Source organism: Candidatus Velamenicoccus archaeovorus (genome assembly GCF_004102945.1).
In the GTDB taxonomy this organism is placed as follows: Bacteria; Omnitrophota; Gorgyraeia; order Velamenicoccales; family Velamenicoccaceae; genus Velamenicoccus; species Velamenicoccus archaeovorus.
Genome location: NZ_CP019384.1, coordinates 1,060,394 through 1,076,750, shown reverse-complemented (window position 1 = coordinate 1,076,750; position 16,357 = coordinate 1,060,394). Strand labels below are relative to the sequence as shown.

The following is a 16,357-nucleotide window of genomic DNA, read 5'->3' as shown; positions in this document are numbered from 1 at the left end:
CCGCGGATGAGGGGCCACAAGCATTACGGAGAACGTTTATGGGCACGCTGAAAAAGATACTGCAAGATTTCAAAAAATGGTTCACGTATTACCCTTTATACAAGGTCCTCGCTTTGATCCTTGCGGTCGTCGTTTACCTTTACGTTAACGGAGAATTTAAATAGGGCCGTCTCTGTGAAAGCGCGATTCCGGCGGTTCGATGCCGGTTTGACCCTTGCGGAGAAAGGATTGTTGTGCCTCTTTTAGGAGTCAATATAGACCATATCGCGACGCTCAGGCAGCAGCGCCGTGCGCCCTATCCCGATCTTCTTTTTGCCGCCAGGATTTGCGAGAATGCAGGCGCTGATTCCATTGTGGCGCATCTGCGCGAAGACCGCAGGCATATCCAGGATGTCGATGTCTTTGCGTTGCGTAAGACCGTCACGAAAAAATTTAACCTGGAGATGTCCATTGCGGATGAGATCGTCGGGATTGCCTGTCGTCTCAAACCGCATCAAGCGACCCTTGTGCCCGAGCGCCGCCAGGAATTGACGACGGAGGGGGGCTTGGACGTTGTTCGGTATGGAACGCGCGTGGCGAGAGCGGTCTCGAGGCTCAGAGAGAAGAATGTCGAGGTCAGTCTTTTCATCGAGTCGAGCCGCCGCCAGATCAAAATGGCCAGGGATGTCGGCGCGGGTACGGTCGAGCTGCATACAGGCCGTTATGCCGACTGCCGGTTGGCGGGCGCCCGAAAGAAGATGCTTGCGGAGTTTCGGGAAGCCGTGGCTTACGCCCGCGACCTGGGCCTGGTCGTGAATGCCGGCCACGGTCTGGACTATGAAAACGTCTGCCCCGTGGCGTCGATGAAGGGTATGCATGAGTTGAACATCGGCTATGCGATCGTGTGTTTTTCCATTTTTTTGGGTTTGGAACGCGCGGTCCGCCAGATGAAGGCCCTGGTGACGAACGCCGGGAAATCCTAAAAGAGGGTGCATGGTCAGAGGCAGCGGGATCGATATCGTCGAGATCAAGAAACTTGACCGGGCTGTAAAACGCTGGGGGGATGTTTTCCTGAAGCGTGTTTATACTGCGAAAGAACTGGCTTATTCCAGGAGCAAGCGTCATCCGCTCCAGCATTTGGCGGCACGTTTTGCGGCCAAAGAGGCGATTTTCAAGGCCCTGGGGAACAGTCCGAAGCTGAACTTTCGTGATATCGAGATCATCAATGATGTTAACGGGCGGCCTTTCTGCCGCATCAAGAATAGAAAGACTTCTATCGCCCTCTCCTTGTCCCATACGGATCACTATGCTGTGGCCAGCGCTATTCTTTGATCGTAAGAAGCAAACGCACAAAGGCGATTACGGGCATGTCCTGATCGTGGCCGGTTCGCGGAGTTATACGGGCGCCGCTCTTTTGTGTTCCGGGGCCGCCATGAGATCCGGTGCTGGATACGTGACCCTCGCTTTTCCTGAGAGCCTCCAGGGTGTCATTGCTTGCGGTGTAAGGGAAGTCGTGACGCTTCCGTTGCGTTCGACGGCTCAACAGAGTGTTTCTGAAAGGGCGTTGCCGCAGCTCGTGCCGGTCTTGAAAAAATCTGATTGTCTTCTGGTTGGCTGCGGCATGTCGCGTCATCCTTCCACGCAGGCATTGATACGTTCTCTGGTGAGACGTGCCTCGACGCCGGTGGTCGTGGATGCCGACGGCCTTAATGCCATGGCGGGGCATTTGGGCATCCTGAGAGGATTGAAGCATCCTGTTGTCCTCACACCGCACCCCGGGGAGATGGAACGTCTCTGCGGCCGTCGGATTGTCGCCGCGCCGGCAGCCAGAAAAGAAGTTGCAAAAGATTTTTCTCTTCGTTACAATGTTACCCTGATTTTGAAGGGGCCCAGGAGTGTGGTGTGTTCTTCCCGCGGCCGGCTCTATGAAAACACAACGGGCAATCCGGGTCTCGCGACAGCCGGGAGCGGTGACGTTCTTTCCGGGATCGTTGCGGCTTTCTTGGGGCAGGGGATGGAGCCTTTTGAGGCGGCATGCCGCGCCGTTTATATTCATGGCTTGGCTGCCGATTTGGCCGCCAAAGAGAAGACGCAGCCGGGGATGATCGCCTCTGATGTGATAGACTATTTGCCGAAGGCGTTCAAGAGGTGCCGTTAAATGGCAGAAACAAAGCTCAAGGGTGATATCGCCGAAGCCTATGTTTTTTTTGCTCAAGCAGAGGGGTTTCCATGTTCTTGTCCCCTGGGGAGAAGATCATAGATTTGATATGGTGGCGGAAAAGAACGGTATCTATAAAAAAGTCCAAGTCAAATATGTCTCTGCCAAAAACGGAATTCTTGAGATCCCCCTAAGGAGTTGTAATAATCACAAAGTTATTCATTATTCGCCGCTGGATGTTGATATTATAGCGGCATACCATGATGCAGCACGCAAGGTTTATTTTGTACCGCTTAAAAATATCAGCAACAGGAGCAGTTTTAAAATACGCCTGATTCCGGCGAGAAATAACCAGCAAGAGAAAATTGTTCCGGCTTCCAGATATGAAGCCAGATTTGATTTCTTTGATAAGTGATTTGCTGGCGTAGCTCAGCAGGTAGAGCATCTCACTTGTAATGAGAGGGTCACCCGTTCGATTCGGGTCGCCAGCTCTTTGAATATATCGGCCCCTTGTCTAAGACAATTCAAAAATTATCTTGAGCATGTTTGGAGATGATTTTTGGATTAGACTTCGGGGCAAATTTTGCAAGGTAGAAATACCTTGCCTGTCAAAATTTGGACGGGTACCCAAGTGGCTAAAGGGGGCAGACTGTAAATCTGCTGCACACATGCTTCAGAGGTTCGAATCCTCTCCCGTCCACCATTTTTTTGCGACAGAGCAAAAAAATGGTGGATGCCGGAACAATCGTTGTGGAGCGATAAGCGAAACAGATTGTTCCGACGCCACCACCTTGTTGTAAAGCGACAGAGCAAAAAAATGGTGGATGCCGGAACAATCGTTGTGGAGCGATAAGCGAAACAGATTGTTCCGACGCCACCACCTTGTTGTAAAGCGACAGAGCAAAAAAATGGTGGATGCCGGAACAATCGTTGTGGAGCGATAAGCGAAACAGATTGTTCCGACGCCACCACCTTAGTGTATTTCCCCGGCAGAGGGAAAAACGCCCGCTTGGCCAAAGGCCAGGCAGGTAGGGATGCGGATTTCGCGTCGCATGGCGACAAAGCCATGCAGCGAAATCCAGCGCCACAACCAAAGTGTATTCCGATTTCATTTCTTTGCGGGAGTAGTTTCCGCCGAAGGCGGACCCGCCTACGGCGGGCAGTGATACATTAATGTGACTCCCGCAATGCGCTGTTTGATTTTGAGTTTCTTGATTGATTGCGGGAGTAGTTTCCCGACGCCCGGCCCAAAAGCGTCCGGGGTCGGGATTTCGACCTCCGTTTTTTCGGAGCGTCGGAACAGTGGGTGAATACTAGCCCAGAAAGGGCAGGTCTCCGCATTCCGCATTGTGGAGGACCTAGCCTTCTCCCGTCATGTTCAGATTTCGCGGGTGTAGTTCAATGGTAGAACACTAGCCTTCCAAGCTGGTTACGTCGGTTCGATTCCGATCACCCGCTCTATTGAACGGACACGTGACGGGATCCCGTTTGATTGTAACATTTCGGTGCGGGACAAGCTGGTTACGTCGGTTCCCTGCCCGCCGGCAGGCGGGGATTCCGATCACCCGCTCTATTGAACGGAGACGTGACGGGATCCCGTTTGGATTTCACTCTGCGCGGCCTAAAACTCCGCCCTTTAGGGCGGAGAGTGTTGAGGCCGCTTAGAGGTACCCGAAACATGGCCGGAGGCCGAGGGCAAGGCCGGGGAATATGGGTTGACTTTGATTCGGGACAAGTTGATGTAAAGGTTTGCCCTGTGGAATACGAATATTTTACGGGCCGAGGCGAGTTTTACGTACCATCTCCCGCTCCAGATCTTCCTTCCTTGATCACCCCATTGACTCACTTAAGTGTTTGTGTTAACATAGGGTTACGCGTTTAGTTATTTAAAACTTCTCAAAGGTCATGGCGGTTGATCATGCATAAGGATTAATATTATTATTTAACTGCGGAGGGGCTCCGCAGTTTTTTGTTTCACTCCGGCTTCTTCCGAAGGCTGGATCAAGGCACAACAGACAGATCATCATGCAGCTATTTTTCCTGCAGAACTTAGACTATCTTTATTTCTTTTATGGCGCGGCATTTTTTCTTTTGGCGTCCGCCGGTTTTATTTTTTATATTCGCGAAAGATCGCACCATGCATTGACATTGAACTGGTTGTTTTTCGTATTTTTTGCTCTTTTGCGCGCTTTGAATAAATGGCTCGATCTCTTGGCCATATCTAACGCGGACCCATCTTTATTCAACAGCTTGCGTCTTATCCTGCTCGTCGCTTCTTTCGTTTTTCTCATGGAATTCTCCCGAAGTTCCTACGTCCTTTTGAGCGGAAAACAAATCAATAAATGGCTGTATATCCTGCCTTTCGGCGTTTTCGTGCTCGGTTTGTTTTTTATCCGCAACGCCTCGATATTAAACGGATTTATCACCGTGACATTGAGGGGGCCGGCGACTTTTGCGGCAGGAGCCGTGTTTTTGCTTTATTCTTCGAGGCAGGAGAGAGCCAGTTCACGCTGGAGCTACCGTTTTATTGGCATTGCTTTTTTCTTTTACTGTTTGCCGTTAGCGCCTCTCCAGATCGCCACGCTTCCCGCTTTGTCCGCGAGCCAACCGTCTTTTTATTATGCCTTTCTGGTTCCGGCGGCTTTCCAACGCGCTTTAGGGGCGATGCTTGTCGCCTTTCTTTTGATCCATCAGGCCACCCGTTATGTCCTTGATCTTCCATCCAGAAATGTCAGAGGGAGGCGCCGCCAGGTCCTCATGTACAGTTTTCTCTTTTTCTATCTCGTTTTCTTCGCCGGCGGATTCATGCTTATGGGATCTGTTGACAAGTTCGAGAAAAAACACCTCAAGCAGCTTGTCCTGACGGACGCCAGGAACCTGGCGGATATTATCGGGACACTGGATGTCCGTCAGTTCATTGCCGAGGAGGACGTATCCGTTTACAAGAAGTATCTTAAAATGCATAACCGCATGTCGGACCTGCCCGAGCTGTCGCTCTACACGAAGGCGCTGTATTTGATCCTGCCGGGAAAAGACCGTTTTTCTTTTGCCGTCGGAAGCTCGCCCCAGGTTTTTCCGCACGAGGTCGTCCCGTCCTTCGGCGCTCAAATCCCTCAGAAGGCGATTGCGGATTCTTTTTATTCAAAGAAACCGACGCTCGTCGGGCCCTATCTGGGGAATGACGGCCGTCCCGCCTATACGGTTTTTTTCCCCGTTCTTGATAAGGACGATCAGGCCCTGGCCCTTTTGGGGGTCGATATTGACGTTGCCAAGCTTCAAGGGGAAGTGTATCGCGTCAGGCTTTTTGTCATCGGCATATGTTTTAGTTTCCTCATCCTGCTGGTGGTTGGTTATGCGTTCTTGATCATCTTCGCGCTCAAAGGGCTTGAATTACAGATCCAGAAAGACAACCTCGATAAGGCTCTCGTAAGTCTGCGTGAAGCACAGCGGGAGCTGGCGAGGTCAGAGGAGACGTTTCGGGGCATCCTTAATAATTCGCCTAATGCCATCTTTGGCTTTGACAGGGATCTGCGTCTGATCTTTTGGAATCAAGGGGCCGAAAAACTCTACGGTTACCGCAAGGCCGATGTCATTGATGAAAGAAATCCTCTCCGGAGCAGGAAGGTGACGGATGTGCTGGGCGTTGTTTCTTTGGAAAGTGAGATTATGGAGGTGTTCGAGGGGCATACCCTCATCCGTGAACTGGCCCAAAAGAACATGGACGGCGAAGAACTGGACGTCGCCCTGACGGTATTCCCGGTGAAAGATCCGCAGGGGCATATCCTGTTTGTCCTGGGCTTGGCGCAAGATATCACGACCCACAAGCGCTATGAAGAGAGACTGGCGGACGCCCATGCGAGGCTAAGGTCTTTTCTGGATGGCGCCAGCCAAATTTCCATGTGCGCTACGAACTTGTCGGGTGCTTTTCAGATGTGGAACGATGGGGCGCAAGAGCTCTTCGGATATACCGCTTCAGAGATTTTGGGAAAGACGCCCCTTGTCCTTCATGACCCCGCAGATTTGAGGCTTTTCGAGGAGGAATTCTGCAGAAAGACAGGGAAGGATTTGCATGGTTTCGAGGTAATCACAGAGGTCGTACGGCAAGGCGGTGTTCTTCAGCGCGAATGGATCATGGTCAAGAAAGACGGCACGCGCTTTCCTGTCGATTTGACCATTGCCGGCATACGGAACGACAAGGGAGAGCTCGTCGGTTTTCTGGGGATCGGTATCGACAAGAGCGGGATCCGCAGGATTGAAAAGGAACTGCTCGAGACGCAGGAAAAATACAGGGACCTTGTTGAGAGTCTTAACGTAGGCGTCTATATCAATACGCCGGGTCCCGATGGCAGGTTTTTTGAGGCAAATCCGGCGCTGCTTAAAATTTTCGAGACCGATTCCGTGGAAAATATCTCTGTGAAGACTTTGTATGCCGATCCCGCAGAAAGAAAGCGTTTCAGCGATATGTTGCTCAAGAACGGTTTCGTAAAGAATTACGAATTTCGCGGCAAGACCCTTAAAGGACGTCTTTTCTGGGCCTCGGTCACTGCAGTGGTTAAGCATGACGAAAGGTACGGGGAAGTTTTTTACGGCATCATCCAGGATGTGACGGAGCAAAAACACCTGGAAGCTTCCCTGTCGGAAGAGCGCGGCCGTCTCAAGACGATTGCCGATTCTATCGGAGCGGGACTGTCGCTTATCGATAAGAATTTTAATATCGTCTGGGTCAACCAGGTTATGGAGAAGTGGTTCGGCAAACTGGGCACGATCCAGGGGCGCAAGTGCTTCGAGGTATATCAACTTCGTGATTCTGTCTGTCTGACATGTCCTTCGCGAAGGGCCATGGAGACGGGTCAGGTGCAGACGGGTGAAGAGAGGTCGGTTTTCCCCGACGGCCGGGTCATAGATTTTCTCCTGATTTGCACTCCGGTCAAAAATGAGCGGGGGGAAGTGGAGCAGGTCCTGGAGTTGACGCTGGATATGACGGAACGCAAGAGCATGGTCGAGATGCTGGAATTCGAGCGGGCCCTGTCGCGCAATGTCATCGATTCCATCAGCGATTCACTGATCGTGCTTGACTGCAACACCAAGGTCGTCCTGGATGTTAACCGTTATTTTATGGAGCAGGCGGGCATGCGCAAGGAAGATGTCATCGGTAAGCCGTGTTCAGAGGTCTACCGGCACGTTTGTTCCGCCTGCGAGGCCTGTTCGTTTGAAGAGGTCGCCAAGCACGGCCGGACGATCGAATCCACGCATATCCATAAAATGCGCGACGGCCGCGAGGCTTATGTGGATGTAACCCTCTCGCCCCTGAAGGATGAAAAGGGGCGCATCATCGGGGTCATCCACATCTCTCACGACGTGACCGATCGCAAGCGCCTGGAAGATGAATTGAAGCGTTATTCGCATGACCTGGAGAACTTGATCGAAGAGAGGACGAGGGCTTTACAGGTCTCCGAACTCATGTTCAGGAACCTTTTTGAATCGGCCCAGGACGGCATACTGATCATCGACGCCTCGAGCGGAAACATCATCAGCGCCAATCCGTATCTTTTGCATATCCTGGAGTGCACAAGAGACCAGTTGATGGGCCTGCATTACAACGCTGTTCCTTTTTTCCGCGAGTCCCAGGTTTACGACAGGGCCTTTTTGGCCCTCAAGGAACAGATGTCTGTCTTGTATGATGATGTGAGGCTCAAGACGTGCACGGGGAGGGAGATCGAGGCAGAATTCAGGGCCTCTACCTATTTCGTCGAAAAGCGCAAGATCATTCAATGCAATATTCGCGACATTACGGAACGCAAAAAGATCGAGAAGATCAAGACCGAATTTGTCTCGATGGTTTCCCACGAGCTCAGGACGCCTTTGTCGGCCATCAAGGAGGGGGTCGAGATCGTCGCCGACGGCACCCAGGGAAAGATCAACAGGAACCAGAAGGAGTGTCTTCAGATCGCCTTGTCCAATATCAACCGTTTGAACCGCCTGATCGGCGATATCCTCGATATCTCGAAGATCCAATCCAACTTGCTCAAAGTCCATATGAGCCCGTGCAATATTTGCGAGGTCATCGATCAGGTATACAGTCTGGTCAGGATCGAGATTGAAAAACGGGGGCTGGTGTTTGTCACCGATTGCCAGAAAGACCTGCCGTCGGCGATGGCGGACAAAGATAGGCTCATCCAGGTATTGATGAATCTCTTGAACAATGCCATTAAATTTACGCGGGAGCGCAGCAGGATCGTCCTGGCGGTGCGGCAGGTCCATGATTCCGTAGAATTCAGCATCAAAGATGAAGGGGTGGGGATTCCCCAGGAGGAGATTGCGCGCCTTTTCGGAAAATTCGTTCAGCTCGACAGCACGCTTGTGCGGCGGGTCGGGGGGACGGGGCTCGGGCTTTACATTTCCCGCAACCTGGTAGAAGCCATGGGGGGCCGTATTTGGGTTGAGTCCACATTGGGAGAGGGATCAACCTTTAAATTCACTCTTCCCATAACACGCGGGTAAATTATGGCAGAAGATAAGAAAACGATCCTCATCATCGATGATGAAGTGGGCTTGAGGAATTTGCTGAAATTCAGGCTCGTTTCTTTCGGTTTCGATGTTATCGTCGCAGAAGACGGCTATACGGGCATTGAGATGGCGAAATCCATGAAGCCGGATTTGATCATTCTTGATATCATGATGCCGTATTTCAACGGTATCGAAGTCTGCAAGAAGCTCAAATCGGATTATGCGACGAAAGGGATCCCCGTCGTTTTTTTAAGCGTTCTGGCCCAGAAAGAAGATATTGAAATGGGCAAGCAGGCCGGCGGGGAATTTTTCCTGACAAAGCCGTATGATCCGGAAAAACTGAATTTCGTCTTGCGCATGGCGTTGAATAAGAAAGAGGAGGAATGAGGATATGGACAAGCAAAAATTGCTGATTGTCGACGATGAGCCGGATGTGCTGAAGTTGCTTGGCGAGCGTCTCGCCAAGGCGGGTTACGAGGTCATCAAGGCTTCCTGTGGAAAGGAAGCTGTCGCCCTTGCCCAGAAAAAAACTCCGGACCTCATCATCCTGGATATCGCCATGCCGGGGATGGACGGTTCGGAAGTCGCCGGCATCCTGAGGAAGGATGCCAAGACCAAGGATATCCCGATCCTGTTTCTGACGTGTCTTTATACCAAGAGGGAAGAGCAAACAGAGGGCCATGAGCTCGGACATAATTTTTTCCTGGCAAAGCCCTATGATCCGAAGGAGCTTTTGGAGGAGATCCACCGGTTGATCGGGCCGCGATAGAGATAAACAAAAGGCGATGCCTACGGAACAATTCCTTTCTCCTGTATTTGTGGATGCTTTTGACCTGGACGACGCCTGGTTCCAGACGTTATCGGCTATTCTGGACAAGGGTCGGGTCTATACCATTACACGGGGCAGCTACAAGGGTTCCAAGCGTCTGGAGTTTGATTTCGTTGTCGTTCGGGTGCGCAAACCTTCGCATCAAATCATTCCTATCATCCCTGAAGGCCTGAATATCCCGGCTCCGACGGACATGGACTACATCCAGGGATATCTTTCGTATTTGTTGACCGGAGCGAAAACCGAGACGGAAGACTATACCTATGGCGAAAGGCTGGTGGATCCCAAGGTGCGTTTCGCTGAAGACAAGGACGGCCGTCAGATGGTCCGGGAGTTGCCCTTGCATGTCAATCAGATTGATGAAGTCATCAGGATGTACAGGCAAGAAGGTTTTGGGACCAACCAGGCCGTCATGGAGATCGGCATGCCGTCGGACATCAAGCTCCAGGATCCGCCTTGCCTGAGGCTGATCGACACAAAAGTGAGGGACCGCAAGCTTCATTTTTTTCTTTATTTTCGCTCCTGGGATCTCTGGGGCGGTTTTCCTTCAAACCTCGGCGGTCTGCAATTGGTGAAGCAGTATATGGCCGAGATGATCGGCGTCGAAGACGGAGAGATTGTCGCCGCTTCCAAGGGATTGCACCTCTATGATTATTCCTGGGAGGTGGCGAAGATCCGTACCAAGAAGACCGATCGGGTGATCGCTTAGTTTCCCGTCGTTTCAGGGCCGGCGTCTCGATCGAGGCCGGGTCGTTTCGTTCATCCTGGGAAGGCGAATGAAATCAAAACCATTGCCCACCGGAAATCCATGGAACAGCCGACGCTTTTGTTTGACAAGGCACTGATTTTCAGGCACATCCCGCTTTTTTCGGGCCTGAACCCTTTTGAGCGGCGCATGGTTTTCGATGCCCTGGAGATCGCAGATTATAAATCGGGTGAGACGATTTACCGCCAGGGGGATCCGCCCGATGCTTTTTATTGCATTATCTCCGGAAGGGTGGAGGTATTTGTTGAGAAGGCCGGACATCCCGAGACGCTTGAGCATATCCACCGGGGTAAATATTTTGGTTTTATCTCGCTGTTGACGGGCGAGCCTCATTCCGTCAGTGCGCGGGCCGTCAATGATACGGTGATGGCCCGTATTCCCGCCGATAAATTTAAAGCCATTCTCCATCGAATCCCGAGGCTGGCGATCGATTTGAGCCGGATGTTGTCGCGGAGGCTCAAACGCCGCGACCTGCATCCCAAATCCATCTTTGAAAGCACCATCGTTTCTTTTTTCGGCGACGCCCTGACGAAAAACGACACGGCCCTTTATGCCCTGAATTTGGCGATAGGCCTCAAGGAACAAACTGCAAAGAAGGTTGTTCTTGTCGATTTTTCCGGCGGGGATTCTTTGATCCGCGGCGTCCTGGGGCTCGGTCCTTCTGCAAGCATCTTGCCGAAAGATCTTGTTTATCATCCCACCAGAATTTTCGAATTTGTCCTCCATTCACAGGCCGGCATAGATGTTTTATTCGTTGAGGCGAAGGCCGCAGGGACGACGGATGTGGCCGCTTTTATCTCTCTGGCGACCACGCTTGTTAATGATTATCACTTTTGCCTCGTCCATCTTCCTTGTGATTTCGGACCCCAGGCTTTTAAGATCCTGGCGCAGTCCGATGCCGTCCATCTGGTAATGGCCCCGCACGCGGATGCCTTGCGAAAGATGTCGCGGCTCCTGGATATGACGGGTTTATCGTGCGACAGTTCCTTTAGAAAAAAAATGCGCCTTCTTATTGTTGAAGGGAAGGAAGCTCATAGCAAAGGCAGGCAGCTTTCCGTATGCATGGAGGAGTCGGTTTTTCATCTTCCTGTTTATGCCACGCTTCCTCCTCAGGACATGGACAGGCCTTTTCTTGTTTCGGGGCACCCTCTGGATCCCTATAGCCGCGTGATCCGGAGGGTCGCCAGGCAGATGGGCGAGGTTCTCGTGGGCCTGGCCCTCGGCAGCGGTTCGGCAATGGGCTTGGCGCACATCGGTATCATGCAGGTGATCGAAGAGGAAGGTATTCCCGTTGACATGGTTTCAGGCTCAAGCATCGGCGCCATGTTTGGCGCTTTCTGGGCGGCGGGTTATTCTGCCGGCGAGATCCAAACCATCGTCCTGAAGAACAATAAGAAGTCCTATCTTTTTGGTTTCGACGACCTGATGATGCCTCTGCGGGGGCTCATCCGCGGCGGGCATGTCAGGTCTTTTTTGAAGAGATACCTCGGCGATAAGACATTCTATGATTTGAAAATGCCGTTCAGGGTTGTGGCTTGCGATTGCCGTTCGATGAGGCAGGTAGTTTTCGACTCCGGCAGGCTCGTCGATGCGATCATGGCCAGCATTTCCATCCCCGGTGTCTTTGCGCCTCATGCCGTAGCGGGGAGGTTTTACATTGACGGGGGCATCATCAATCCTTTGCCGACGGATGTTCTGGTGGAGGCGGGCGCAAAAAAAATCGTCGCCGTCAATGTCCTGCCAAGCCCCGAAGAGATCGAGAGGACCTATGATCTGTTGCAGAAAAAACGGGTGAGGCCGGATTTCAATAAACAAGGGCTTTGGCGTTACCCGTGGTTTTATTTTAGGGACCGTTTTCACGAATGGCTGGATCCCAATATCTTCGGTATCATCGTTTCGACCGTGCAATCCATGGAGTATCTTTTGGCCCAGGTGAGTTCCCTCGGCCAGTCTGACGTGGTCCTCCATCCGGATATGACCGGCATCTCATGGTCTTGTTTTGAGCATGCTGAAGAGCTTATCAGCCGGGGCCGGCAGGAAGCACGCCGTTGTCTCCCCCAGATCCGATCCTTGGTCTTGCGGACCGAATAGCCGAGTCAGCCCCATAAGTACGAATATGTTGACATTATAGAGCACTTTAGGTAAAATATTTATTTCAAATACGCTCACGGTCGCTTGACGTAACTATTTTAAAATGAACAGGTAAAGCCTTTGTTAAGAATATGAAAAAAAACGGAAAGATCGTTGTTCTTGGAGATGGAGGGTGGGGTACGACTCTTTCTGTTTTGCTCTGCCGAAAGGGATTTCCGGTAACTCTGTGGAGTCCTTTCAAGGACTACGCTCTTTATCTGGCCCGTTACAGGACAAATCCACGCTACCTCCAGGGGATCCCGATCCCGCGGAGCCTGAATATCACGGCGGACATTTCGTGTCTTGAGGGTGCCGGATTGGTTGTGGCGGCGGTGCCTTCAAAATATCTCAGGAATGTGTTGATGCGCGGCAGGGATTTTGTCGCGCCGCTGACACCTGTTGTCAGCGTCATCAAGGGTATCGAAGACCATACCCTTATGCGCATGACGGAAGTGATCCGGGAGGTATGGGCCAGCAAGCGCATTGTCGTTCTTTCCGGCCCGACGATCGCCCAAGAGGTTGCCCGCGGCATTCCCTCAACGGCCGTCGTGTCGTCTTCGGATGCCGAAGGAATGCGCAAGGCGCAGGATTTGTTCATGTCGCCGGCGTTCAGGATATACACCAATCCGGATACCGTAGGCGTGGAATTGGGCGGAAGCTTGAAAAACGTGATTGCCATCGCCTGTGGTATCTCCGACGGGCTTGGTTTCGGGACGAATGCAAAGGCGGCGATCGTCGCGCGCGGTTTGGCCGAGATCTCGCGCCTGGGCGCGGCCATGGGCGCCAAGAGAGACACTTTTGCCGGTATCGCAGGCCTGGGGGACCTTGTCACGACGTGTTTTAATCCGTTAAGCCGCAATCACAGCGTCGGAGAGCGTATCGGCAAGGGGGAGTCTGTCAAGCATATCCTTGCTTCTATGAAAATGGTGGCGGAAGGGGTCTTGACGACGAAGTCCGCATGCGGCCTAGCCAGGAAGTTTGGCGTGTCGATGCCGATATCGCAAGAAATATACAATGTTCTTTTTAAACACACGCATCCGAGGACGGCTGTCAGGAATTTGATGGAAAGAAAGAAGAAGTCCGAAGGGGCGTAGGGATTTTTGAGATCGTATCGTGTGTGTCGTTTGCCCTGTTAGAGAAAGCCGCCGATTGAAATCGGAGGCCATCTCCTATTGAAGCCGGCCGTGGTATAAAACCACCGTCGTAGCAGATTGTTAAAGAACAAAGTTCTCTAACGGGGTTTGCTGCAGACAGCCATTTGTCCGTTAATTCCAGAAGATATTGCGGGCTCGATGCCGATTTGCAGGGAAAATAGCTACAGCAAATCGGGGAGTGGCGCAGTCCGTCCGCCACCACTGCTTCGGCGGACGTCCCTGCCTACCGTCAGGCAGGCGCCGAAGCTTCAGTGGAGGACGCCACCAAAGCGTCGGCGGATTTCGCCTCACCTTATGAATAGGGCAGGGCTCAAGTTTTCCGCCGAAGGCGGATCTGTCCTGGCTTGGCTGACGCCAGACCAGGCGGAGGTAGCGCACTTGCGATTTTTCTCGATTTATGATATTGGAAGTCCCGCGCCTCGTGAAGAGGTGCGGGGAATGGGGTTCCCCGTGCGAAAAAATGTCCGGGGAGTAGCGCAGTTTGGTAGCGCACTTGTGACCAACCCCAATATAAAAATTTAGGAAATCCCTCACCTTTTCAAGGTGAGGGAAATGGGGTTTCCCGTGATACAAAAATTAGTCCGGGGCGTAGCGCAGTTTGGTAGCGCACTTGAATGGGGTTCAAGGGGTCAGCGGTTCGAGTCCGCTCGCCCCGACTATTAATTTTTGTATCACGGGATTATGCCAGCAGCAGCCTTTAGCAGAGTTATGTTGTGTTGGTAGTTCGGATGAGTTTTTGCGGGATGTTGTGTGCCGTCATGAACAAGGGGCCAGCGGTTCGAATCCGCTCTCCCCGACCATTTTTTCCGATAAGGAAAAAATGGTCGAGTGCTTGTGAGGCCGCGGCGAGCCGATAAGGCGAGCAGGCCGAACAAGTGCCGACCACCACAGTGTTTTCCGATAAGGAAAAAATGGTCGAGTGCTTGAACGAGTGTTAGGCGCGCATAGGAGGCAGCCATGGTCTGGAGCGAATTGTCAATGCATGCAGACGCGGGCTTGTTGGTTATTCGTCTTGTCTTCGGATGTATGTTCGTCTATTACGGTTGGCCGAAACTTGTGGGCGGTCCGGTTTCTTGGGAAGGCGTGGGACAGGCGATATCTGCCGTCGGGATCCGTTTCGGTTTTGTTTTTTGGGGATTCCTGGCCGCGGCTGTGATGGTTTTCGGAGGATTTTGTGTTTTGACGGGTATTTTGTTTCGGCCGGCCTGTCTTTTTCTTTTTCTGGTGATGGTCGTGGCGGCGGCGATGCATTTCCGTCATGGCGATGGGTTAAAGATCGCCTCTCATGCCATTGAGGACGGGATTGTTTTTCTGGGATTCATGTTCATAGGGCCCGGCCGGTATGTGCTCGGTCATTTTTAATCCCTATACCATGGTTTTGTCTACAAGACAAAACCATGGCGGAACGGGGATGCCATCCCACGGTCGCCCCTGACTTTCAGTCAGGGCAGATCGTGGAAACAAAAAGCGCTCATGGACCTGCCCTTGGCCTTGAGACCAGGGCGAGTCCGTGGGTGTTCCAGCTAAAAAACGGGTGACACGTGAAGAGAATCAGCGTCGGAGTGATCGGGTTGGGGACCATCGGGTCCGGGGTCGTTAAGGCCTTGAGAGACAAAAGAGGGCTTATTGCGGAGCGCAGCGGCGTGGACATGCATTTGGCTATGGCCTGCGATGTGCGGCGTTCAAGAGGCGCCCAGCTCGGTTTGCCCCCGTCTTTGTTTACGATAAATCCCCAGGATATCATCAAAAACGAAAAGATCGATTGCGTCGTTGAATTGATCGGCGGCCAGCATCCGGCCAGGGAATTGATCCTTCAGGCCCTGAAACACAAGAAACATGTGGTGACAGCCAACAAGGCATTGTTGGCCAGCGATATCGAAGATATCCTTTCGGTTGCGGCGAAGTCCGGCAGGCAGCTCAAGTTTGAGGCATCCGTCTGCGGCGGCATCCCGATCATCAAGGCGCTCAAAGAAGGCCTGGTCGCCAACCGCATCGATTCGCTTTACGGCATCATCAATGGGACATCCAATTACCTCTTGTCCAAGATGTCGCAGGAGTCTTTGAGCTTCGCAGAGGCGCTGAGTCTGGCCAAGAAAAAAGGTTATGCGGAACGCCAGTCGCGGCTTGATATTGAAGGGATCGACGCGGCGCACAAGCTGGTCATCCTCTGCTATCTTTTATTTTCCAAATTGGTCCCTCTGGATGCCGTCATACGGGAAGGCATCTCCGGCATCTCCGAGATGGATGTGCGCTATGCGGGGGAGATGGGGCTTGTCATTAAACCCATGGCTATCGCCAAGAAGGACCATGAAAGTCTCGAGGCGAGGGTCCATCCGACCCTTTTGCCGAAGTCGCATCCTCTGGCGGTCGTGAACGGTGTCTTTAACGCGATTTTGCTGAAGGGCGATATGGTCGGCGATATGCTGTTTTACGGCAGAGGCGCCGGACAATCTGCGACGACTTCCGCCGTCATCAGCGACATCGTCGATCTTGGCCGCGATGCGCTGGAGGAAGGCAGACGGAAGGCGAAGGCGGCAGCGCGCGTCAGCCGCATCCGGCGCGTCGATGAGATCCAGAGCCGTTATTATCTGCGTTTTATGGCCATTGATAAACCCGGTATCCTGGCTAGGATTTCCGGCGTCCTGGGTAAGAACCATATCGGCATTGCTCAAGTCAGCCAGAAAGAGCGCAAGCGGGCGAAGTTCGTCCCCGTCGTCATGATCACGCACAATGTTCTTGAGAAGAATTTGCGCAAGGCCCTTGAGAATATCGATCGGCTGGCGATCGTCAAAGGCAAGACCGTCAAGATCCATATGGAAGGTTTTTAGGCGGAC

At 52.4% G+C, this 16,357-nt stretch carries 13 protein-coding genes and 4 tRNA genes; all 17 read left to right on the top strand.

The genetic code is table 11. The features are described 5' to 3' along the window. Positions 1-38: 38 nt before the first annotated feature. Positions 39-164: a hypothetical protein gene (locus BU251_RS09590; protein WP_275405385.1), complete on the top strand. Its 126-nt coding sequence runs from the start codon at positions 39-41 to the stop codon at positions 162-164. Positions 165-233: 69 nt separating this feature from the next. Next, positions 234-962, top strand: coding sequence for a pyridoxine 5'-phosphate synthase (locus BU251_RS04805; protein WP_320416939.1), 729 nt, complete (start codon positions 234-236; stop codon positions 960-962). A gap of 10 nt (positions 963-972) precedes the next feature. Then, on the top strand, positions 973-1,311 hold the full coding sequence (acpS, locus tag BU251_RS04800) for a holo-ACP synthase (protein ID WP_128699756.1): 339 nt from the start codon (positions 973-975) through the stop codon (positions 1,309-1,311). Further along, complete coding sequence (locus BU251_RS04795; protein ID WP_128699755.1) at positions 1,205-2,137, top strand: NAD(P)H-hydrate dehydratase; 933 nt, start codon at positions 1,205-1,207, stop codon at positions 2,135-2,137. The genes acpS and BU251_RS04795 overlap by 107 nt, the downstream gene beginning before the upstream one ends. A gap of 40 nt (positions 2,138-2,177) precedes the next feature. Then, positions 2,178-2,552, top strand: coding sequence for a group I intron-associated PD-(D/E)XK endonuclease (locus BU251_RS04790; protein WP_128699753.1), 375 nt, complete (start codon positions 2,178-2,180; stop codon positions 2,550-2,552). A 3-nt stretch (positions 2,553-2,555) separates the two neighbouring features. After that, a tRNA-Thr gene (locus BU251_RS04785) sits at positions 2,556-2,628 on the top strand. Between the two features lie 126 nt (positions 2,629-2,754). Then, positions 2,755-2,840 (top strand) — tRNA-Tyr (locus BU251_RS04780). A 684-nt stretch (positions 2,841-3,524) separates the two neighbouring features. Further along, positions 3,525-3,595, top strand: a tRNA-Gly gene (locus tag BU251_RS04775). Between the two features lie 567 nt (positions 3,596-4,162). Next, positions 4,163-8,638, top strand: coding sequence for a PAS domain S-box protein (locus tag BU251_RS04770; RefSeq protein WP_128699752.1), 4,476 nt, complete (start codon positions 4,163-4,165; stop codon positions 8,636-8,638). Positions 8,639-8,641: 3 nt separating this feature from the next. Then, positions 8,642-9,031, top strand: coding sequence for a response regulator transcription factor (locus tag BU251_RS04765; RefSeq protein WP_128699751.1), 390 nt, complete (start codon positions 8,642-8,644; stop codon positions 9,029-9,031). A gap of 4 nt (positions 9,032-9,035) precedes the next feature. Beyond that, positions 9,036-9,413 carry a response regulator gene (locus BU251_RS04760; protein ID WP_128699750.1) on the top strand — a complete coding sequence of 126 codons (378 nt, stop codon included), beginning with the start codon at positions 9,036-9,038 and terminating at the stop codon, positions 9,411-9,413. 16 nt (positions 9,414-9,429) lie between these two features. After that, the gene (locus BU251_RS04755; RefSeq protein WP_128699749.1) at positions 9,430-10,182 is read left to right on the top strand and encodes a thymidylate synthase; all 753 of its coding nucleotides are present in this window, start codon (positions 9,430-9,432) and stop codon (positions 10,180-10,182) included. A 99-nt stretch (positions 10,183-10,281) separates the two neighbouring features. After that, entirely contained in the window at positions 10,282-12,330 is a 2,049-nt protein-coding gene (locus BU251_RS04750; protein WP_128699748.1) for a patatin-like phospholipase family protein, read from the top strand. Between the two features lie 131 nt (positions 12,331-12,461). Further along, positions 12,462-13,463 carry an NAD(P)H-dependent glycerol-3-phosphate dehydrogenase gene (locus BU251_RS04745; protein WP_128699747.1) on the top strand — a complete coding sequence of 334 codons (1,002 nt, stop codon included), beginning with the start codon at positions 12,462-12,464 and terminating at the stop codon, positions 13,461-13,463. A 642-nt stretch (positions 13,464-14,105) separates the two neighbouring features. Further along, positions 14,106-14,179 (top strand) — tRNA-Pro (locus BU251_RS04740). Between the two features lie 301 nt (positions 14,180-14,480). After that, on the top strand, positions 14,481-14,885 hold the full coding sequence (locus BU251_RS04735) for a DoxX family protein (protein WP_128699746.1): 405 nt from the start codon (positions 14,481-14,483) through the stop codon (positions 14,883-14,885). 179 nt (positions 14,886-15,064) lie between these two features. Further along, entirely contained in the window at positions 15,065-16,351 is a 1,287-nt protein-coding gene (locus BU251_RS04730) for a homoserine dehydrogenase (RefSeq protein WP_128699745.1), read from the top strand. Positions 16,352-16,357 lie beyond the last annotated feature (6 nt).